This is a genomic window from Geofilum rhodophaeum, from assembly GCF_002210225.1.
In the GTDB taxonomy this organism is placed as follows: Bacteria; Bacteroidota; Bacteroidia; order Bacteroidales; family Marinilabiliaceae; genus Geofilum; species Geofilum rhodophaeum.
Genome location: NZ_MWUJ01000001.1, coordinates 205,011 through 227,806, shown reverse-complemented (window position 1 = coordinate 227,806; position 22,796 = coordinate 205,011). Strand labels below are relative to the sequence as shown.

11 protein-coding genes are annotated in these 22,796 nt (G+C 51.3%); 6 read left to right on the top strand and 5 right to left on the bottom strand.

The window, feature by feature from the left end; translation table 11 throughout:
- Positions 1-17 precede the first annotated feature (17 nt).
- Both B4W65_RS00695 and B4W65_RS00690 read right to left on the bottom strand, forming a co-directional pair.
- On the bottom strand, positions 18-1,640 hold the full coding sequence (locus B4W65_RS00695) for a glycoside hydrolase family 43 protein (RefSeq protein WP_088653184.1): 1,623 nt from the start codon (positions 1,638-1,640) through the stop codon (positions 18-20).
- A gap of 25 nt (positions 1,641-1,665) precedes the next feature.
- Positions 1,666-2,853 carry a glycoside hydrolase family 88/105 protein gene (locus B4W65_RS00690; RefSeq protein WP_088653183.1) on the bottom strand — a complete coding sequence of 396 codons (1,188 nt, stop codon included), beginning with the start codon at positions 2,851-2,853 and terminating at the stop codon, positions 1,666-1,668.
- A 269-nt stretch (positions 2,854-3,122) separates the two neighbouring features.
- On the opposite strand from B4W65_RS00690, the gene B4W65_RS00685 reads away from it, so the two are divergent.
- From B4W65_RS00685 to B4W65_RS00670, 4 genes are all read left to right on the top strand, one after another.
- Positions 3,123-7,556: a hybrid sensor histidine kinase/response regulator transcription factor gene (locus B4W65_RS00685; RefSeq protein ID WP_088653182.1), complete on the top strand. Its 4,434-nt coding sequence runs from the start codon at positions 3,123-3,125 to the stop codon at positions 7,554-7,556.
- 260 nt (positions 7,557-7,816) lie between these two features.
- On the top strand, positions 7,817-11,086 hold the full coding sequence (locus B4W65_RS00680; RefSeq protein ID WP_088653181.1) for a SusC/RagA family TonB-linked outer membrane protein: 3,270 nt from the start codon (positions 7,817-7,819) through the stop codon (positions 11,084-11,086).
- Between the two features lie 46 nt (positions 11,087-11,132).
- On the top strand, positions 11,133-13,097 hold the full coding sequence (locus tag B4W65_RS00675) for a RagB/SusD family nutrient uptake outer membrane protein (RefSeq protein WP_088653180.1): 1,965 nt from the start codon (positions 11,133-11,135) through the stop codon (positions 13,095-13,097).
- Positions 13,098-13,156: 59 nt separating this feature from the next.
- On the top strand, positions 13,157-14,752 hold the full coding sequence (locus tag B4W65_RS00670; RefSeq protein ID WP_158522744.1) for a DUF5123 domain-containing protein: 1,596 nt from the start codon (positions 13,157-13,159) through the stop codon (positions 14,750-14,752).
- A 91-nt stretch (positions 14,753-14,843) separates the two neighbouring features.
- On the opposite strand, the gene B4W65_RS00665 is transcribed toward B4W65_RS00670, so the two are convergent.
- Both B4W65_RS00665 and B4W65_RS00660 read right to left on the bottom strand, forming a co-directional pair.
- Complete coding sequence (locus tag B4W65_RS00665; protein WP_088653178.1) at positions 14,844-18,572, bottom strand: pectinesterase family protein; 3,729 nt, start codon at positions 18,570-18,572, stop codon at positions 14,844-14,846.
- A 110-nt stretch (positions 18,573-18,682) separates the two neighbouring features.
- Complete coding sequence (locus tag B4W65_RS00660) at positions 18,683-19,300, bottom strand: tetratricopeptide repeat protein (RefSeq protein WP_088653177.1); 618 nt, start codon at positions 19,298-19,300, stop codon at positions 18,683-18,685.
- Between the two features lie 111 nt (positions 19,301-19,411).
- On the opposite strand from B4W65_RS00660, the gene B4W65_RS00655 reads away from it, so the two are divergent.
- Positions 19,412-20,437, top strand: a complete 1,026-nt coding sequence (locus B4W65_RS00655) for a family 43 glycosylhydrolase (RefSeq protein WP_205741188.1) — start codon at positions 19,412-19,414, stop codon at positions 20,435-20,437.
- A 51-nt stretch (positions 20,438-20,488) separates the two neighbouring features.
- Here the strand turns inward: B4W65_RS00655 and B4W65_RS00650 are convergent, their stop codons facing one another.
- Positions 20,489-21,208, bottom strand: coding sequence for a GntR family transcriptional regulator (locus tag B4W65_RS00650; RefSeq protein WP_088653176.1), 720 nt, complete (start codon positions 21,206-21,208; stop codon positions 20,489-20,491).
- 218 nt (positions 21,209-21,426) lie between these two features.
- On the opposite strand from B4W65_RS00650, the gene B4W65_RS00645 reads away from it, so the two are divergent.
- A complete protein-coding gene (locus B4W65_RS00645) occupies positions 21,427-22,785 on the top strand; it encodes a dihydrolipoamide acetyltransferase family protein (protein WP_088653175.1) in 1,359 nt (452 codons plus the stop codon).
- The last annotated feature ends 11 nt before the right edge of the window (positions 22,786-22,796 follow it).

The following is a 22,796-nucleotide window of genomic DNA, read 5'->3' as shown; positions in this document are numbered from 1 at the left end:
TTTAGTAATGTGCCCCTTTATTTGCTGAAGCGAAAGTAATCGAAGTCGGCATAGCCACTGTCGTTGGTGGTTTGTTGACGAACATTAAACAGGCCGACTTTGGCACCAATCCAATGACCGCGAATAACTGGGAAAGGGATGTCGATTTTTTGAAAGCGACGCCCGTTGGTGCTGTAGCTGAAAGTGGCTACGCCTTCGTCGCTAACACTGGTGCGTAAGTAGATGGTGTTGGTCGCCATTTTTTCGGCAAAGTGTTCTACTTCGGGCGCTCCGTACTGGGCGTCGTCGCTGATGTTGTACACCAGGTAGAGACCGTCTTCACGATCTTCAAGTGCTAAGGAGGCATAGCTGCGGCCCATAATGATGAGGCCGGCTCTTTCGCCCAGCTTTTTGTCGCTGGGCTTAAAGGTCATTTTGGTTTCGACCGTGAAGCTGCGTGCCGGGAATTTTTGCAGCAAAAGGTGGGGAACCTGGTAGTAGTTGCTGGCATTTTCGGGCAGCTGGTCAGAGAATAAACGGAGCTGCTTTTTGCCTGGATTGATGAAGGCCCAGGTGTTTTTTGGGTTGGCGTGCCACTGCCATTGCAGACCCAGTTCCACGCTGTCGAACTCGTCGCTGTCGGGGGGTGTCACAATGGGATGGCTGCCGCCTACTTTGGGCTTTGGGTGTTGGCGTACGGGCTCGCCAATGCCGTCGTTGTTGGTGTCGATGCCGATTAAGGGCCATCCATCCTTCCAGCTGACCGGATTCAGGTGGGTTATGCGACCGTACTCAATTTCATCCTGAAAATGAATGAACCAGTGCTCGCCGGCAGGAGTGTCGACCCAGCCGCCCTGGTGGGGCCCGTTGATGTCGGTGTTTCCTTGGTGCATTACGGTTCTGTTTTCATAGGGCCCGTAAACGTTTTTGCTGCGCAGCACTTCCTGCCAGCCGTGCGTAACGCCTCCGGCAGGGGCAAATATGTAATAGTAGCCCTCGTACTTGTAAAACTTGGGTCCCTCAATGGTTTCGTGTGCCTCGTGCCCGTCAAATACAATTTTGCCTTCGTTCAGAAGGTGGGTGCCGTCGGGGTGCATTTCGGCAACTACCAAAATGCTCTTTATGCCGGCACGGCTGCCGGCAAAGGCATGCACCAGATAGGCACGGCCGTCTTCATCCCATAGTGGAGAAGGGTCGATGAGCCCCTTGCCTTCTTTTACCAAATGGGGCTTGCTCCAGGGGCCTCTTGGGTCGCTGGCTTTGAGCATATAGATGCCGAAGTCGGGATCGCCATAGTAAATGTAGAACTCCCCTTTGTGGTAACGAAAGGAGGGTGCCCATACCCCGTTGCCGTGCTGGGCTTTGGCATAGTGTTCCAGCGGGTATTGGCGGGGCAGTGCATGCCCAATCAGTGCCCAGTTAACCAGATCCTTGGAATGCAAAATGGGCAGGCCAGGCGAAACATTAAAGCTGGAGGCCGTCATGTAAAAATCGTCGCCCACCCTTACCACGTCGGGGTCGGAGTAGTCGGCGTACAAAATGGGATTAACATAGGTGCCGTCGCCCTGATCGGACACCCAGACCTCTGAAACGGTCTGCTTTTGTGCCGGAAGCGTGGTCCACAGGCACAGGGTCATTAAAACCAGAATAGTTTTTTTCATCTGTTGGTATTTTATGTGTTTTATACTATCGTTTGATTTGGTTCATTTCGAGGGCGGCCAGAATGAAGGGGCCAACTCCCTTGGGGTCGTTGTCGCGAATGGGTTCTGATATGTAGTATTCGTAGCTGCCGTCGCGATAGGGATTGCCGCCAAGTCCCGCAACCGCACAGCAGTTTTTCAGACTGATGGTTCCATCGGCATCTTCTCGAATCAGGTGCGCCCAAATACCTTCGTATCCTTTTATACCATATTGCAGATACTCCTGAGGCAAATAACCCAGACGTACACTCTTTAACAGAAAGTAAGTCAACATGGTTGACGCTGTAGCCTCTTCGTAGTTGCCTTCGCGTTCCGCCTGGTTGGGTACCTGCCACCACAATCCGGTTTCTGGTGTTTGGTAGCGGATGATGTTGGCGGCATATTTGTTGATCAATTCAATCAGTTTCTGACGGTCGGGATGGTCCTCCGGGAACCAGGAGGTGGCGTCTACCAGTCCCATACCAAACCAGCCCAGAGCTCTGCCCCAAAAACCTGGCGAATGTCCTGTTTCGGGGTGTGACCATTGCTGCTCCCTGCTTTCGTCCCAGGCATGGTAGTACAACCCCGTTTCGGGATCGAACATGTTTTGGTCGACCAGAAAGTATTGCAGGGCAACTTCCGAAAACAATTCCGGCTCGTTGAAGGCTGCGGCATACTGAGCCAGAAATGGGGGCCCCATGTACTGACCGTCGAGCCACATTTGATGGGGGTAGCGTTTCTTATGCCAAAATCCGCCTTCCGAAGTTCTTGGGTGGTGACGCATTTGGGTGCGCAACTGCTCAATGGCTAAGCGCAGCCTTTCTTCTCCGGTAAGTTGGTACAGTTCTATCAGAAACTTTCCGGGGTTGATGCGGTCGATGTTAAAATCCTTGGCCTTATAGGTCAGGATACTGCCATCCGCTCCGATAAACTTGTCGGCGAAGCCCTGAACGTAATTCAGGTAGTCTTCGTTGCGGGTTTGCTCGTATAGGGCCAAATGGGCCGTCATCATCAAACCATGGGTGTATTCCCATTTGGGTTCCTTGCGGAAGTCGATCATCCAGGCTTCGGGATTGCGCTGCATGTCCGACCAGGCCATTTTTTCGGCCTGTTGAAGATACGGGCTTTCTGTTTGGTGGGAGCAGCCAGAAATAAGCAGGCTTAATAGTAGAAGAAGCAATACTAAATTTTTCATGATATGCTGAATTGCGTTTTCGTTTTTAGTTCAAGTGCTAAATTGTGTTTTTTATAACAAAGCAATGTGTAATAATTATCTGTTTTTGTGTTTGGGATTATTGGTTTTGACTTTTGCGGGAGCTGTGGTGGCAACAGGGGCAACAAATGTGTAATTATTGGTGAATCTTGTGGAATTATCGGTAGGAGCGGGCGGCGTATGGCAGACTTTGTTAATTTTATTAAATATTTTTATCGCTCGTTTTTAAAGTAAGTTTAAACCAAAGAATAATGATGCGCAGCGGGGTGTTTTTTGTGTTGTTGTGGACCGTGGGGGGTATGGTACAAGCGGGTTTGTACGACCGGCACACCTGGAAGCATTTTACCACCGAAGACGGTCTTTCGCAGAATGCGGTTATGGATATGTTGCAAGACAGTCGGGGCTACATGTGGATGGCCACCTGGGATGGCCTTAATCGCTTTGACGGAAATGATTTTAGATCTTATAAGGTACGGCCCGGCGACGATGTTTACCTGACCAGCAGTCGCATCGACAAGGTGGAAGAGGACGCCTGGGGTTATTTGTGGTTGCTGGCCTACGGAAAAAATGTGGTTCGTTTCGACCCCAATGCTGAGCGTTTTACAAATGTCCCTGCCCGCAGTTTTGGGCACTTTTCGGTACGTGATTTACATACCTTGAGTACGGGGGCAACCTGGCTTTTGGCCGAGGGCGAAGGGGCTTTGCGTGTGCTGACCGATTCGGCAACAAAGGCGCTTTCTTATGAATGGTACGCCCACGGCAGCGGTAGCCTGGTAGGTAGTCGTGTTCACCGGGTTTTTGCTGATTCAAGGGGTAATGAATGGTTGTTGACGCAAAAGGGCCTTTATTTTATTGAAGCAGGCAGTAATAAGGTACAGTGTTTTTTTGGTGCAGGGCAATCCGATGGGGCCGGTCAGTCTTTTTTTAGTGCACTGGATGCGGGCCAGGAGCTGTGGTTTGGGGCTGATCATGGCCGGGTTTGGCGCTATCAGAAGGGAAGTGGGCGTTTTGTGCATCTGCAATTACCCACTCAGGAGGCCATTTCCGGGGTTTATAAAATTGCTGCCCACAGTGTGCTGTTGGTTTCGGAGCGTTCCGGCTTGTATTTGTATCGCGAGGGCGAAGCACAAGTAGAGATCCTTCGTCGACCTGCCGATGAGGCCTGGGAGGAGGGGCCTTTTTTATTTCAATCGTCAACCCGGGATGTTTGGGTTCAGGCTTCGCGATCGCTGATGCTTCGTTTTGATGCCAGGGATGTCCGGGTCGATTCTTTTTCCATTGGCAGCATAAGTGACGACGGGTCTGGCGACCCTGCCTTTATGATGCACGAGGATTGCAACAGGGCGGTGTGGTTGCATCCCTTCGGTGGCGGATTGTTTGTGTGGGATCCCGAAAGAATGGTTTTTCAGCGTTTCTTTACCAATGAGAAGGAGGCACCCCAATTCAGTGATCGTTTGCACGCCATGCTCAGCGACCGCCAGGGCAATCTTTGGGTAGGAACCCGCGCCAAGGGTTTGGAGCGTTTTGTGTTTCCGGGTCGGGAGTTTGAACTGACCGAGATAAATCCCGATCGCAGTCTGGTCAGCAACAACGATGTGCGTGCTGTTTTTCGCGACAGTACCGGTTGGCTTTGGGTGGCCAATAAGGTGGGCGAAGTGGCTGTGTTTGATGACGCCCATAAACTTGTCGGTTTTTTAGGACCCGATGGACGGATAGGCGCGCGCAGCCGTTTTAATCAAAAGAGTGTCTATTGTATTGCACAAGCCCGGGACGGAGCCATTTGGCTGGGAACCAAAGGAGCAGGTTTGTTTCGTTTAAGCGGGGGCGGCAGTAGGAAGAATTTCCTGATCGAGCAGTTTGTTGCCGATCCCGAGGATATTTACAGTTTGAATCACAACGATGTGTACGCAGTACATACCGACAATTTTGGCTCAACCTGGGTGGCAACCTATGGAGGGGGGCTCAATCTTTTGCAGGAAGAGGCCAATGGCGGGCTGCGTTTCATTAATGTACGCAATCACCTGTCGCGCTATCCCATGGCCGCTTGTCACCGTGTTCGTACCATCACCTCCTTACAAAACGGTCAGGTTTGGGTGGGTACCACCCATGGTTTGCTGGTTTTTGACGGAGATTTTAAAGAACCGGAAGATATACAGTTTTTACATTACGCCTATAGGCCTTCCTCCGTTACTGCACTCAGCAATAATGATGTGCACAGCATTTTGGAGACTTCGGATGGGGAGGTGTATGTGGCTACTTTCGGGGGCGGACTGAATCATCTGCTGTCTGATCCCATGGAGTTGGATCATCGTTTTGAAGCCTTAACAACGGATGACGGTCTGCCTACCGATGCGCTTCTCTCACTGGTGGAGGATGAAGCCGGGACGCTTTGGATTGCAACGGAGAACGGCGTTTCCCGGTTTGATAAAGACAGCCGTTCTTTCCGCTCTTTCAATAGGACCGATTTTTCGCGTGTACTGGGCTTTTCAGAAGGGCCGGGTTGGTGCGACCAAGATGGCAGCATCCTTTTGGGAACCAATCAGGGCCTATTGCGTTTTCATCCCGACAGTTTGCACAGCAGTCGTTTTGTACCCCCGCTGGTGTTCACCGATTTCAGGGTGTTAAACAAACGTGTTCAGCCTGGTGAAGGCGCCCTGCTGGAGCGGCACATTGATGTCACCAGTAAGGTGGTATTGCGCCACAATCAGAATATTTTTTCGCTGAGCTTTGCTGCACTCGATATGAAATATCCTGAGGCTGTGCGTTATGCGGCACAGCTTGAAGGCTTTGATGAGGATTGGGTGTTTCTGGATCGTCAGCGGGTGGTGAATTTCACCAATTTGCCTGCAGGAGATTTTGTATTGAAAGTGCGATCAACCAACAGCGACGGGGTCTGGATGGACAATGAGCGACGTCTTAAGGTTAAGGTGCTGCCCTCTTTTTGGGTTACTCCACTGGCTTACCTGCTTTATTTGTTGTTGTTTTTGGGTATCGGCGGTGCCGCTTTGTATGTGCTGTTCTCCATTTATCATTTGCGACAGAAGATGGTGGTAGATAAGGAGGTGTTGAATATGAAACTCGATTTTTTCACCAACGTTTCCCATGAATTGCGCACCCCTTTAACACTGATAAGTGGTCCCTTGGAACAGGTTCGGCAAGCCCGGGCGTTACCGGGCGAATTGCGGCCGCTGATTGACCTGATGGACCAGAATACCCGGCGGATGTTGCGTTTAATTAACGAGTTGCTTGATTTTGTGAAGATCAGTAACCGGAAATTGAAATTGCGTGTTCAATCCATCGTGCCCGGTCCTTTTGTGGCAGCCATAATGGATAGTTTTAAGATTACGGCCGAACAGTTGCAGGTTGATTTTGGTTTGGAGGACTCAAGTGAGGGGGCACGAATTTGGGCAGATGCCGATAAACTGGAAAAGATGGTTTTCAATTTGCTCTCGAATGCCTTTAAGTATTTGGATGGAGGCAGTTTTGTTAAAATCAGGATTTGGACAGATGCAGCGCAGGTTTGTATCGAGTTTAGGGACGACGGGCCTGGCCTAAAAGAAGAGGAGCGGATACATTTGTTTGAGCGTTTTGGAAGTGCCTTGAGCAGTGGAAAAGGAAGAGGGCCAAGCACCGGCTTGGGCCTGGCGCTGGTTAAGGAGCTGGCCGACTTGCACGGTGGACGCATTGAGGTTAGGGGGCATACGCCACGTGGTACTTCCTTTTTACTCTGTTTGCCCTTGGGTTTACAGCATTTTAATGAGGAAGTGGAGGTGCTGGAGCAAGGCGACTGGGCGGAGGCTCAGGACCTTGCTGGCGGGGTTGCCGATCAGTCGACCGAGGCCGGTCTGACCCACCGGTCGCTTCCTTCGGAGCTGGAGACGGAAGAAGCCCCGTTGTCGTCCGATGCCCCTTTGCTTTTGTTGGTGGAGGACAATTATGAGGTTCGTCGGTTTTTAAGGAGTGTTTTGTGCAAAAGTTATCGGGTGCTTGAGGCAGCCAACGGGAAGGAGGCGCAGGAGCTGGCCTTGCAGCATTTGCCGGATTTTATCGTGAGTGATTTGATGATGCCGGAGATGGATGGCAAATCCTTGTTGACGGCCATCAGGGCTGATTTCAACACCTCTCACATTCCCTTTATTCTCCTCACGGCCAAGGACAATCCTTCGAGTCGTCTCGAAGGCATAAAAGAGGGCGCCGACGATTACATTACCAAACCATTTAGTCCCGCTTTTCTGTTGCAGCGCATTGCGGCCCTGCTTGAACAACGCAGGCGTTTGCAGGAGCGTTATCGTAGAGGCGATCAGGAGGAGGTTGCTGCCGTGGCTGTGCTTCCCGGTGAGCCGGAGATTGCTTCTCAGGATGAGGCTTTTTTGACCCGGCTGAAGGAGCTTATGGAAAAAAATATTGACAATTCAACGCTGGTGGTGGACGATTTGGTGGGAGAGATGGCGCTGAGTCGCTCGGTGTTTTTTAAAAAATTAAAAGCACTTACCGGGCTGGCTCCCATTGAATACATTCGGGAAATGCGTTTGCAGCGGTCGGTGCAGCTGATAAAGAGTGGGGCCTATAATATGACCCAGGTTGCCTATATGGTGGGCCTCAACGATCCGAGGTATTTCAGCAAATGTTTTAAACAACGTTTTGGTTGTACACCCACCGAGTATCGAAATAAAATGAAGTCCTGATACGATAATAATGCTTAATAAAGTTTAAGGGGAGCAAGGCATTGGGCCTTGCTCCTTTTTTGTAGTTTTTTTTTGGTTGTTGTTTGCTTAAGTGTTGGCTGTCCGCTTGTTGCTGTCGGTGTGTAAGAATTGATGCCGGTCAAAGTGTTTAATTTTTCTACCTGTTTGACCAGTTATTGCACAGCCTTGGCTTAACATTAAGGTAGTTTTGTGAAAAGATTTTAACAGATACAGCAGTATTAACTCAAAACATTTGAAGGATGTTAAACAAATGCAGAAACCTACGTTCCACCTTGCTGGTATTTTTATGGCTGGCGGGTTTGGGAGCGTTTGCTCAGGAAGCAACGGTTTCCGGAACCGTTACGGATGGTTACGGTGATCCGGTAATAGGTGCAACTGTGGTGGAAAAGGGCACCACCAACGGAACAGTTGCCGATGTAAACGGACAATGGACTCTGAAGGTTGAAAAGGGCGCCGTTTTGGAAGTTTCTTTTATTGGAATGAAAACCACAGAGGTGACCTATGAGGGGCAGTCGGTATTAAATGTATCCATGGAGTCGGAGTCACTGGCCCTTGATGAGTTGGTGGTTATTGGTTATGGTACCACAACCAAGCGCGACTTAACCGGTTCGGTGGCCTCTGTAGCCGGTGAAACCATTGCCAAGGTGCCTGTTGCCAGTGTGGCCCAGGCCTTGACGGGCCGTATGGCAGGGGTGCAGATCACCACCGCAGACGGCTCCCCCGATGCAGAGATGATCATCCGTGTTCGAGGCGGAGGATCGGTAACCGGCGACAACTCTCCCTTATACATCGTGGATGGTTTTCCGGTAAGCAGCATCAACGATGTGGCCCCCGGCGACATCGAATCTATTGATGTTTTGAAGGACGCTTCTTCTACAGCTATTTACGGTTCGCAAGGAGCCAACGGGGTGGTTATGATTACCACCAAAAGTGCCAAGGGCGGGAAAACCCAGGTGACTTACAACGGTTACATGCAGGTAAAGAATCTTTCGAAGCGCATGGACGTACTGGATCCTTATGAGTACGTGATGCGTAATTACGAGTTGGCAGCCTTCGACGGTGAAGACGGCATTAAAAACTTTGAGCGGCGCTTCGGGGTTTATGAGGATTTGGATCTGTATCGCCACATGGAGGCCATCGATTGGCAGGACGATATGTTTGGCGCCGATGTGGTCTCGCAGCAGCATAATGTGAGCATCAACGGCGGCAATGAAAAAACGCGCTATGCCTTGAGCAGCACCTACAATAAGGATGGTGGCTTGATGAAAAACAACAGTTATGAGCGTTTCAATTTCAACTTTAAGCTGAATCACGAGATTGCCGACAATGTTCGTTTTAATTTGAACGCACGCGTAAACGATACCGCTATTGACGGTTCGGGAACTTCGGGAGGCACCTACAAAATCAGGACCACCCAGGCCGTTACCAGTCCCGCTACCCGCGGTCTGGAGGGAGTTACCATTGTGAATCCGGGTACCATGACCGATGAGGAGTACGAGGAGTACATCCGCAGCAACATGTCGCTTTCGGAGCAGGCCGATCAATACTGGCGTTTGCGAAATCAGCGCACCTTTAATTTTACCGGAAGCATTGATTGGGACATCATTAAAGGGCTGACCTACCGCGTAGAGGGTGGTTATGAATATCGTTTTAATGAGGACAAGCATTATTGGGGCGAGTATACCACTACCGCTTCGTACGTGGATGGTAATCCGCTGGTCGACTGGACCAAGGAAAATCGCTACAAGATGCGTGGGGCGCAAACCCTGAGCTATAAGTTCGACTTAAACGAGGTGCACAAATTTAACTTGATGGTGGGACAGGAGTTGGTGTCGTCGCAGGGCGATGAAAATTACATGTATGCCACCGGTTACAGTCCCGATCTGGATCCCGAGAAAATTTTTGCCAATATTGGTTTGAGCAGCAGCAACCTTAAGGTGTCGAGTCGGGTCAGTACCAACGACAACTTGTCTTCTCAGTTTGGGCGTTTTGGCTACAACTACGACGATCGCTATTTGTTGACTTTGACGGCGCGTTCTGACGGTTCCAGCAAGTTTGCCAAGGGGCACCAGTGGGGCTTCTTTCCTGCAGCCGCTTTTGCCTGGCGCATTTCGGAAGAAAGTTTCATGGAAAACACCAGCAACTGGCTTTCGAACTTAAAAATGCGTCTCAGTTATGGTGAGGTGGGCAACAACCGAATTGGCTCCACCATGTACAAACTCGAATATTCGGTGCGCAACCAAAAACCTTATGGGGTTGGTGATGTTCCCAACAATCATTACACTGCAACCAACAAGCAATTGGCCAACCCCTCATTGCGTTGGGAAACCACCATAACCCGCAACCTGGGTCTCGATTTTGGTTTGTTCAACGAGCGTATTTCAGGTACCATAGAAGGGTATTACAACTCGGCGGTTGATTTGTTGATTGAGCGCAATATTGTGGCTCCAGGATACGAAAAGACCTATGAGAATGTGGGTGAAACCTCGAATAAGGGTGTGGAATTGTCGCTGAATACTTACATTATTGAAAAGCGTGATCGCAGTCTTAACTTCAATTTTAACCTGGGCTATAATGTGTCGAATGTCGAGAACCTGGCCGATGGCATTTTGGTGCAGGAGTATGCTTCGGGTTGGGCCGGAACCGACCTTAAGGGCTATTACGACTACCGTGTAGAAGTTGGACGTCCCCTGGGTGTTATTTATGGTTGGGAAACCGAAGGCTACTATACAACCGACGATTTTGAGTCGTACGACGAGGCCACTGAAACCTATCAACTGAAAGAAGGCGTGGCCACAACCGGCTTGCTGGGCGGAAAGATTGGCGTTCGTCCCGGTACCATCAAACTCAAAGATCAGCAGGCAGAAGGGGAAGAGGGACACGGCACTGTTGATGAAAACGACCGCACCATTATTGGTAATGCCACCCCCGACTTTACCGGAGGTTTTGGTTTCAATGGAACTTATAAAGGTTTTGACGCTTCGGTGATGTTTAACTTTGTTTACGGCAACGACGTGTACAATGCCAACAAAATAGCCTCTTCGCAGCAGTACCGTACCAGTCACCCCAATCTTTTGGACTTTATGCGTGCCGACAACAGTTACACCTACCTTAATCGGGAAACCGGTGAGTTGGTGCACGATCTGGAAGGATTGAAGGCGATGAACGAAGGCGCCAATGCCAAGGAGTACTGGTCGCCCTACTCATTCGGTAACGCTTCTGTTTTGCCTCATTCGTGGGCCATTGAAGACGGTTCTTTTCTGCGTTTGCAAAACATTACCCTGGGCTATACCCTGCCCATGCGGTGGTCGCAGAAAATCGGCAGTGAAAACTTGCGGGTTTATGGTACCCTCAACAATGTATGGGTGTGGACCAACTACAGCGGTTACGACCCCGAAGTCAGCTCTCCTGTGCGTGGCAGCTCCACCTCAGGTCTTACGCCCGGTGTTGACTATTCGTCGTACCCCAAGAGTTTTTCGTGGACCCTGGGTGTGAATATGAGTTTTTAGGACGAAACACCTGCTTTAAGTAGTAAAAACTTAAAAAAGAATTAAAATGAAGATTGGAAAATTTATAATGGGATTGGCGTGTGTGGCCCTGTTGGGCACAGCCTGCGAGGATTATCTCGATGTGGAAGCACCCTCTTCCTTTGATGCGGATTATGTTTTCTCCAATAAGGAGGATGCCCGAATGATGCTGATGGGAGTTTATAAATTGTTTGCAGAGGACACCTACACCTCAAGGATGTCGAATGTGTGGATGCAAAACACCGATGTGGAGGTTATGCAGCCCTCGGCCAATCCCGATGGATCGCGTCGTGATGTGTGGTCGCTGCAAGGTGGCCTGTTGACCGGATTTAAAGATATTTTTAATGCCTGGCAGGACAATTATCTGGCTATTGACAGAGCCAATCAGGTGATTGAAGGGATTGAGGCCAGTTCCATAGCCAACGATCCGGATATGCGTATGATGTTGGGTGAGGCTTACGCCTTGCGCGCTTACCGTTACTTTTTGCTGACCAACTTTTTTGGCGATGTTCCTTATTTTGACAGGGCAGCCAAGACCGGCATGGAGTTGGACGTTCCCAAAACCGACAAGAACATCATTTATTCGGCTTGCATTCAGGATTTGGTGCGTGTGGAAGGCGACATGTTTTTTGCGGATGAATTTTCGGGAGGCGTAGAAAGAATGAACCGGGAGTTTGTGATGGGTATGATTACCCGTCTGGCCCTTTTTAGAGCCGGCTACGGCATGACCTATGAAGGCACCATGCAGCGGGCCGAGGATTATCTGGATGTAAATTCGGACGAACGTCTGGCGGTAAGCTATACGGCAGCCGATGGCAGCGAGAAGGTGGCCCGCACTTCGGAAGAGTACCATCAGTTGGCCCGGGATTATGCCTCAAAGTTGATGGCCTTGAAAGATCGGGCCTTGAATGCCGATTTTGCCCAGGTGTTTCGCAACCAGTGCGAATGGATTACCCCGGTTAACGACGACGTGTTGTTTGAGGTGGCCTTTCTGGCAGCCAATGGCGGCGATGTGGGTTGGTGTGTGGGTACTGCCGTAACCAGCAGTTCAAAAGGAAAAACCACCATTCAGGTGAATCTGGCTCCGACCTATTATTTTTCTTTCGATGCGTCGGATGTACGTCGCGATGCAACGGTCTCAAAAGTCCAGTATGTGAGCGATACCGAGCAGGAAGTGGTTGGAATTACCGGTATGAGTGTAGCCAAGTGGAACCGCCTGTGGCTGAATTCCGATCCCGGTGCTGCTTCTTCTAAAGGAACCGGAATCAACTGGCCTTTGATGCGCTACTCCGATGTGCTGCTGATGTTTGCCGAGGCTGAGAACGAACTTAACGGTCCCACCGCCGAGGCCCGTGAGGCACTTAAGCGTGTTCGTCGTCGTGCCTTCCCCAACGAGCAGCACGCCGCCAAGGTGGATGCCTATGTAGACAACCTGGGTTCGAAAGAGGCCTTTTTTGAGGCGCTGGTTGATGAGCGTGCCTGGGAATTTGGCGGCGAGGGGCTGCGTAAGTTCGACCTGGTGCGATGGAATATTTACGGACAAAAAATTGTGGAAACCAAAGCGATGCTCGACAATATTGGCAAGGCTTCGCATGGACTGGAGCTGACCAATCCTGAAGTGGCTCAATATACCAATCTGGCCGATTACCTTTACTACCGCGTCAACAATGGTACGGTTGAGTTTTTAAATACCACCTACGATCCCGATCAGGTGCCCGAGTTGGTGGTCGATGTGAAGGAATTGGATGCAGAGGGGAATGAGGCCGCCTATGCACGTATAGGTTGGGCCAGGGATTTGTATAAAAAAGTAGAAGAGGAAGGTGGTGCAGAGTGGTACGAAAGCGCCGACTACACCCAGCGTTGCTGGAGGGGTTATAAGGATGCAAGCGGTTTGAGTGCCGTTCCTTATTTGTTGCCCATTTCTTCTCAGACCATCGAATCGAGTCAGGTACTGACCAACGAAGGCTACGGGCATAATTTCAGTGCCAATTAAGAACCATTTTAGCAGCAATTGTTGTTACAAAAAAAAGTTATTATCGTATGAAACAATTAATGAAAATAAGTCTAGTGGGACTCTTGACTTTGTCGCTGGCGGGTGTTTTTTCGGCTTGCGATGAGGAGGAGCAACTGGGTACGCCCGACCGGCTTTTTCGTCCGGTGGTTAAAGAAACTTCTTACAGTGGAACCTGGATCCGGATGGAGTGGGACCGCTATGAGGGTGCAGAGACCTTTCAATTGCAATTGTCGGTAGACTCGTTTGCCACGGTGTTGAGTGAGGTGGAAACCGATACTACTTTTTATTTGTTTGAGGATTTGGACTACGATACAGAGTATCAGATTCGGGTACGTTCGATCGGCTCCTTGCTGTCGTCGGAGTTTTTTGTAGCCGAAAACATTACCACCTCAGATTACCCTACTAAGTTGGTTTCTCCCGGAGCCGAGGATGTGATCGATAACCGTGCCCGCATTCGGTGGGAGGAGGCGGTGTACGACAGTCTTCGGGTATTCCGCAACGACACGCTTCAGTTTACCATGGCTTTGAGTGAAGCAGAGAATACGGCCGGACAGGTTGTGCTGCGGGGACTGGTTCCCGAACAGCCTTATATCGTGCGGGCCTATGCCGATGGCGAGTACATGGGAAAGAAAGCCTTTGCCACCCTGGCTCCTGAGGTGTTTGAAGGCGCAGTAGTAGATCTTCGCGAATATACCAATGAGGAGAGCTACAGTTTGCTGAAAGCCGATTCTGTAGCTGCTTGGGAGGCTTTGTATCCCGAGGGCTATACCGTTGTTTTGGCCGGTGGTGCCACCTACAGTATTGATACCGGAATTGAGTTTGCGACCAATGTGCGCTTTGTTACAGGCTTGTCGCTCGATGGTTTTGCCCGTTTTGCCATTTCCAGCAATTTTGATGCTGCGGCAGGCGCTCAACTCGATTACCTTCGTTTTGAAAAGGTGGTGTTTACCGAGCATGTGGACAAGCCTAAGGAGGGCGACCATTATGGTGCTACCTATGTTTTTAATTTTGGTACTGGTGGAGCCAATGTGGGCGAATTGGTTTTTGAGAATTGCGATATCCGCTACAAGCGCGGCGTGATTCGAATGAAGTCGCCCACCACCCTGGGGCGTTTTGTGATGAACAATTGTGTGGTAGATTCCATTTCGGGCTATGGGGTGTTGAATCTCGACAACGACCAAGTGGTTTGTGGAGATATTGTGGTGTCGAACTCAACCATTGGTCATGCGCAAAAGTTTATTGTAGCCCGTAAAGCCATTTCGCTGGAGTCGGTAACGCTTGAAAATGTAACTACTTACCACACACCCAATGGTTCTGGCGATTATTTCCTGGATTTGGAGAATAAGTCCGTTCCCGGTGGTGTCCTGGTTAAGAATTCGCTTTTTGGTCCCGCCTGGACCAGTGAGGTTGCACGTGGTATACGTTCGATGGATGCCTCGATTACCATTGATAAGAGTTATCGTACCAGTGACCTGAAATGGGGTCTGGATGAGAACAACAATCTGATTTATCCTTTGGATTTGACCGATTCGGGGAAGACTTCTGTGGAAACCTTTGCCGATGTGGACAACAACGACTTTACGCTTATAGATAAGAGCCTTTCGGGTTCGGTGGGCGATCCCCGCTGGTGGTAGCCCTTAATGTATTGACCGATTGATTTGGGTAAGGGGAAAGGCCCGGGCAGGTATGCTACCTGTCCGGGCCTTGTTGTTTTGAGCTGGCTTGTTACTTTACAATGACCTTGTGGCTTTGCGTCTGCCTGCTGTTTTGCAGACGCACCACATAAAAGCCGGCAGGAAGTGCCGTGCTGGTGGATCCGGCCAGGGATTGTGCCCTTAGCAACTGTCCGCCCAGGGAATAAATGCGCAAGGTGGTTGCTTCGTGAATGTTCAGGATGTGGATAAAGCCTGTACCACCGGTAACGAGGGCCTGCGCTGTTGCAGGGAGGTCGGTCAGACTGGTGGTGCCGTCCGCTTCTACCTCCAAGGCCTCAGACGCCGCGCTGAGGCCTCCAAAGGCGCTTACTGCTTTAAGGCTGTAGCTGCCCGGGATTTCCGTTTCGAAGCTGGTTTCGGTGGTCCAGCCAAGGATGGCATTGTCCTTCAATACCACGTAACACATGGCGTAATCCACCGGTTGCCAGCTCAGTCTGCCGTCTGTGGCTGTAAGCAGGGGTGCTGCCACTGCTTCGGTGGCCTGCTTGGGTCGCCAGGCGTCGCCACCGGTAAGCACGTTCTCCACGCTGTAAGTGGCGGCCTCTTCGCTGCTGAGTTGTGGGTCGTAATCACCGGTGTAAACCACCCCGTCTCGTTCAAACTGATTGGTACGTGTGCTCAGGTCGATGGGCAGGCCGTGCTTGTTGTAACTGCCGTATTCGGCATACAAGGCAGGAGCCAGTGCACTCATGTTGGTCCATCCCCTTGCCTGTGGTGTCAACAACATTTCGGTGTTGATGAATACAGCGCGTGGTGCGTTTTTCCAGGGGCGGCCCAGACTGTATTGGCCTTCGTTGGAGGTGGGACTGCCGTCGATGGTGCAGTTGCTGAATACGTAACCATAATTCTGTTGTGCCTGGGTGCTGGCTGCAACGATGACGTTGGCGTTGCCGCGCTCTTCGAGGTAGAGCAGGCAGCTTTCGAAGAAAACGTCGCCGTCGCCACAGATGAAATCAACGGTTCCGTGAATGGTGCAATTCTCAAAGTAGTGCCGGGTGCCGCTGGTTACCTGTGTGTCCTGGCCCCCCAGCATCCGCACATTCTTATAGGCGGTCCTTTCGCCTCCTGTGTTGATGGCTACGCCAACGCCATTGGTCAGACCCAGCGTGTTTTCGAAGGTGAAGTTTTCGCAGTAGAAGTCGGCTGCTGAAATTTTCACCACGGGATTGGATATGCCTTCCCGCTTTCCGGAAACGATTACTCCGTCTCTGCTTTCCCCAATCAGCGACACCCGCGGTTTGTTGGCCGGGAGTTCCAGGATTTCGTTGTAGGTGCCGTTCTTAACCAGAATGTGGAAGCGTGTCGGGTTGTTCTCGGGCACGGCGGCAAAAGCCTCAGCAATGGTGTTTCCTACCTGGCCGGGTACCGGAGGGGCCTTGGGGTCCACCAAAAAGTCGAAACCCTTGGCCACTACATCAGGTCTTGGCATGGTGGTAAAGCTCAGCGTGGTTCCTGTAAATGCGTTGCCACTTAGGTCGCTGATGGCGCCCTCGGGCAGGGTCAGGGTGTAGCTGGTGTTGTAGGCAAGGGCAGACAGACTAAAGCTGACTTTTTGTCCCGCAAAAAGGACTTCACTTATATTGGCGTCGTTGATTTCCCAGTCGCCCGTTCCCTCCTTTACAGCTTCGTTAAAAGTCAGTATAACCTTGGCCCGGGCGCTTACCTGGGTGGCGTTGTGGCTCGGCAGGGTAGCTAGTAATTCGGGTGCGCTTTGATCGTCCACCACCACGGCGTCGGCCAATATAAAGAAATCGCTCAGGTAGGTGCCGTCTACGTCGGCAATGTTGCCGTGGGTGGGACTTTCTGTGTTGGGCAGGAGGCGCAGCCTTACTTTTTCGTGCCCTGCGGTACCGGCAATGGTGATGACGGTATTGCTAAAGCTTGAGGTGTTGATGTCGGTGGTGACTGCCGTTTGGTAATCGCCATCGTTGATGGCGTATTGCAGCAGCCACTGGCTGTTGCCGTAGTACTTGCCCATCAGACTGTAGTGAACTTTAAGGTCGCCGTGCCCTATGGTGGAGAAACTGGTCTCGAAGTAATAGAACTGGTCGGCGCTGTCGCGTACCTTCCAGATGGCCGCCACATCTCGTCCGTCTTCGTTGCGCAGCCAAAAAGATTGGTACAGCTGGTTGTCGGTACTGCTGTACATCCCCAGGGCGGGGATGTTTTCGGGTCGGCTGTAATAGTCGGCCGGCCGGCTTTGACTGGCACCGCCTTTAAAGTCCCACCCGGCAATGTAGTCGGCCGTATAAAAGTTGGCTGTCACCATTTTGTCGCCATCCATGGTCAATGTTTTTACCGGGTCGGTTTCTTGCCCGTCCCAATCGGAGAAAAGGATCACCGGATTGCTTTGGGCCGTCAGGGTAATTTGGGTGCCTTGCTCGTAGCGTTCGAAGCCGCCGTTTTCGCCGGGGGGACTTATTTGGACGGCGCCATATTCGCCGGCTCCCTGTCGTTGGAGGTCGAGGGTGTAAATGGGAATCGCGTTGAATACTGCTTTTACTACTGCGTCGGCCGCCAGATTAAAACGGTAAGGGTTGTCGGTCGACAGTTCCTCTCCTTGTCCGTTGACCCAGCTGTGGAAGCGAAAGCCAAAGTTGTGGTTGGCTGTGAGACTTACTTCTGAATCTGCCGGCAGATCGCCGGAGGGTCCGGTGACGCTTCCTGCGTTGGGGGCGCTTTGTGCGGCCAGTCCCTGTACCAGCTCGTAAGTGTTGGAGGCAGTAACCAGCCAGCGTGGATCGCCCAATACACCGCCATCGGTGGCTGCTGTGGCCAATGGTGAACTGCTGAATATGCTGAAGTCGCCACCGTCGGGATTGGGAAAGCTGAGTGCTTCCAGCCCCAGGGAAGTCAGACTGTGGTCGTCGATGACACTGCTCAGGGCGCCACTCAAATTGTAGGAGCCGTAGTCTACCACCAAATTGTTTTGGGCGTTAAGCTTACCCCCGGTGGCGCTTACCAACTTGGGTTCCTGACCCTCAACGCCGGGTTGGTACACCAGGTTGTTGCGAAAAATAAACTCCGATTCGACGCTGAAGCTGTCGTCGGTCTTACACAGCGCATAGCCCGATCCTTTGGACCAGCGGTACACTGTGTTGTTGCTCATTTCAAAGCGAAAAAGGTGGTCGCTGTCCTTAGGTGCGGAGTGGCGCGAGAAGAAGCTTTCTCCGCCGCTGTAGTTGTACAGGGTGGAGTTGCTGACTTTGACCTGCCCCACTTTGGTCTTGGTCCATATAAAATTGTACCCTCCCTCGCCGTTGTTGTATATCAGACTGTTGTTGAAACGGAGGGTTCCGATGAGGGCGGTGCTTTGATTGGCGCGAATAAAGCAGCGACGTACACCAAAAATGCGCACGCCCTCCACCGCAATGGTGTTGATGTCGCCCGGTGTGCCGTCGAAAAAGTAATCGCCGGAGGGGTCAATGGAGAGGTTCTCGAGGTAGAGACTGGCTCCGTTGGTTTGGTCGTGGAGGCTGATTTTTCCGGTAAGCAGTACCTGGGTGTTGTCTGTTTCCGGATTTTTGAGGGTGAGACTGGTTCCACTGGGGAAGTTTAGGTCTTCGCTGTAAGTGCCGGGTTCCAGCAATATGATGTCGCCGTCGGCGGCGGCATCCATGGTGGTCTGCAAGGTGCCCGGTGCGGCATTGTGGGTTGTTTGAGCACCCAGCCAGAGCGGTGCCATCAAGGCTGCAGTCCACAGTAGGCGTTTCCATTTGCTTGTGTTTTTGTTCTTCATAACTTTTAATTTAATTGTTATAGGTGAAGAGCAAAAAAACAAGAAGATCTGCTAAAATATGTTTACTTATTGAGCGAAAGGGTGGAGGATTTGAGTAAAAAAGCCATGGCTTATTCCATGGCTTCGAGTTGCTGGTTTATTTTGTTGACTTCTGCTTCATTGGACAGGCGCATGTAGCAGTTGCGCAGCAAGAGGAGATAGGCGCGTTGACCAGGATCTTCTTCGAGCAGTTTAAGCAGAATGTCGCGCGATTTGCGGTAGTCTTCCGAAAGGCGGGTCAGCTCCCTGCGCAGGTAGGCGTAGGTGGTGGCGTTTTCGTTTTGTTGGTATTTGGCCATTTCACGCTGGTATTGGGTTTCGGCCCGTGCAAAATGGTGTTTGGCCATGAAAAAGCGGGAGGAACGGTTGTTGGGGTATTTTTGCAGGAGTTCCTGGTGTTTGGTCAGCAAGCCCTCTGTTTGTCCGTTCCCTTCCAGGGCTTTCAGGTAGGCGCTTTGCAATTCTTCGGTGTCTTTTTGGGAGATTTCTTCCCAGATGGACAGCGCCCATTCGTAGTTGCGGTCGCGTACGTGGTTCAGAAAGAGTTTGGTAAGCATTTGGTCTTCGTAGCTGAGTTCCTGCTGCGCTGTTGTATTGGCGCTGGAATCTTGCGGGGCGGTGTTGGCCCACATAGCGGTTGTTGCCAGTAAGGCAGCGCTGATAATCAAACTTTTTTTAAAGGCTTGCATAACTGTTTGTTTGGTTTTTTTATATCTTGGTCGGCAAGGCGATATACAAAGATAAGCATTTTTTGCTGTTTGTATATACATGTCCACCACTTATATGTTAAAACGAAAGATATGACTGTAGTACGTTTTGGGTTGATCCTGGTGCTGTTGTTGGGCTGCAAAATGTATGCCACAGCGCAGGATGATGAGGCGGCGCAACGCCGTGAACGCATGCAGCGTGGGCTGGGTGTCGAAACTTTAACCGACAGTACGGTGGTGCACGATCCGGTAATGATTCGTGAAGGGGATACTTATTATATGTTTACTACCGGCTGGGGTGTCTCAGTGTTTTCTTCCAGCGACAGGAAGACCTGGAAACGTGAAAAGCCGGTGTTTGAGGAAGCGCCTGCCTGGGCCATGGAGGCGGTGCCCGACTTCAGAGGACATATTTGGGCACCGGATATTGCCTACTACCGGGGGCAGTATTACGTGTATTATTCGGTGTCTTCTTTTGGTAAGAATACTTCGGCCATAGGCGTGGCGACTACGCCCACCCTGGACCCGGACAGTCCCGACTTTGGTTGGACCGATCACGGAGCAGTGATCCGGTCCATTCCCGGAGTAAGCAACTGGAATGCCATCGATGCCAATTTTATTTTGGATGAAGTGGGCCATCCTTATTTGTCCTTCGGCTCCTTTTGGGGTGGGTTGATGCTGGCGCGCCTGCAGGAAGATGGTCTGGCCATTGAAGGTAAACCCGAAGATTTTACCCTGATGGCAACCCGGGGCACCCGGGAAAACCCTATTGAGGCGCCTTTTGTGTTTAAGCACGACAATTGGTATTATCTTTTTGCTTCCTGGGATTTTTGTTGCAAAGGCTCGGAGAGCACCTATAAAGTAGTTGTTGGTCGCTCCGAAAGTCTAAGTGGTACCTTTGTGGATGCGGAAGGGAGACCCATGAACCAGGGAGGGGGTACACTGGTGGCAGCCGGAGGAGAGCGTTATGCCGGAGTGGGCCACAACGCCGTGGTGCATTTTGACGGGACCGATTACCTGGTGTTTCACGCCTACGACCTGGAACGAGACGGTCGCCCCTATTTGAGGATTTTACCCATTCGTTGGGAAGACGGTTGGCCCGTGGTGGCCAAAACCTTTTAGGCCCTGGCCTAACCTGCTTTATTCATAACGACAACTTATGAATAAAGCAGGCTAAAAGGTTCCGTACAGGGAGAATTCTGCCGTGTTGCAGAAAACCTGACTGTAAATGTGAAAGCCGAAGCGGGTGGTTTCCAGTTTGCGGTTGAGCTGCACTACAGGATGGCCGGGAGTCACCTGAAAGTGCTGCTGTAGTTTTTCGTCCGCAGTAATGGCCAGAATGTTCTGCTCGCCGCCTATGGCTTCTATCTGAAAGTTTTTTCTCAAAATGTCGAAGAGCGATTTGTTCTCCAGGTTGCGGCGCGTAAAGCGCGGCAGGTTGATGTTGGGCAGCATGGTGATGTCGAAGAATACCGGCTTGCCATTCATCATCCGCAATCTTTCAAAATAAATACAGCCTACTTCCTGTTCGGTTTTAGTCAGCGGAAATCCAAAAGCTTCGGACCAGGCCCTGGCTTCCGGGGGACAAACGATGCGGGTTTCCAGGTTGCTTTGTCCCACCGCCGAAGTGGTTCCTCTCAGCGATAAAATGCCAATGCCCTTGGGCACACCTTTAATAATGCTCCCTTTGCCTTGTTGCTTGGCAATGTAGCCTTCGTTTTGCAGGCGATCCAGTGCCTTGCGTACAGTAGGGCGGGTGACCTTATGTATGGTGCTCAGCTCGTGTTCCGAGGGGAGTAATTCTCCTTCGCGGTATACTTCGTCGTGAATGTGCTGGCGCAAAATCTCGTATATCTGCTTATAAGGAGGCAGTTCCTTTTCTTTTTCGGTCATGATTATTCTTGCTTCTTGGGGGTAAAACTAAGGCTTACACAAAAGTATTAAAATTTTCGATATGGGCGTCCTGTATAGTTGGCAAAGTAAACCGATGCAGTCTTTTTGCCCGGGATGTTGGGCAAGTTTCTGGTCGTCAGGAAGGGAAACATTTTTTTACCTTTGGCTTGTATTTACAAGTCTTTGTTTTTATCTTTGGTGCCTATAATACTTAAACTATGGCTACAGTTGTAATAATGCCCAAACAGGGGCAGTCGGTGGAGAGTTGCATCATCACCGAGTTGAATAAGAAAAAAGGAGACGCGGTTAAGAAGGGCGAGATTCTTTTTGCCTACGAGACCGATAAAGCCTCTTTTGAAGAGGAGGCACCCGAAGACGGTGTATTGTTGGAGGTGTTTTTTAAGGAGGGCGATGAGGTGCCCGTATTGACCAATGTGTGTGTGCTGGGTGCCGAAGGCGAAGATGCGGAGGCCTTTCGTCCCGGTGCCGATGCGGCTTCGGCCGAGGTTGCAGTCCCTGCATCTGCACCTGCAGCTCCGGCCCCCGAGGTGAAAAGGGAAGCGCCTGCAGTGGCTGCATCGGTCGACCCGATTCCCGCTGCAGCACCGTCTGCTGCCGGGAGCGCCAAAGGCGTATCGCCCCGGGCCCGGTCTTTGGCCCAGAGCAAAGGCGTAGATGCCGCAGCGCTCAGTGGCAGCGGTCCCGGTGGCCGCGTGATTGAACGAGACGTGGCCGCAGCTGCCGAAAAGCAGGGGCGCGTTACGCCCCTGGCCCGCGAAGTGCTGGCTCAGGACGGGGCTGCACGACCTGCCGAAGGCAGCGGTTTGGGTGGTGCCCTCACCGCTAAAGATGTGGCTGCCGGCAATCCCGTTTACGGCAGCGACTTTGAAATGAAGCCCCTGACCAATATGCGCAAGCTCATTGCCAAGGCCATGCATGCTTCCTTACAGAATTCGGCCCAGTTGACCCACCATTTGGGTGCCGATGCCCGTGGTTTGCTGGCCTTGCGTAAAAAGGTAAAGGCAGCGGTAGATAAAGGCTACCCGACCAACATCACCCTCAACGATATGGTTTGCTTTGCCACCATAAAGGCTTTAAAGAAATTCCCGCAGGTCAATGCCCACTTCATGGGCGACCAAATGAAATATTACAACAAGGTGCATTTTGGTCTGGCGGTGGATACCGACCGTGGACTGATGGTTCCGGTGGTGAAAAATGCCGATGATTTGTCCATTCAGGGTCTGGCCAATCAGTTTAAGGAGCTGGCTGCTGCCTGTCGTAAAGGCAACGTGGATCCTGAGCTGCTGGCTTCCGATGCGGCATCTTTCACCGTTTCCAATTTGGGAGCTTACGGCGTGGAAATGTTTACCCCGGTAATCAACCTGCCTCAGGTGGCCATCTTGGGCGTCAACACCATTGTTCCCCGACCCAAGGATTTGGGCGACGGTGTTTATGGCTTTGTTCCCTATTTGGGTTTGAGTCTCACCTACGACCACCGTGCCCTCGACGGGGGAGAGGCTACGCGCTTTGTTAAGCAGGTGGCCCTGGAGATTGAAGCCCTGGATTTTGAAATTTAGATGCCCTAAGC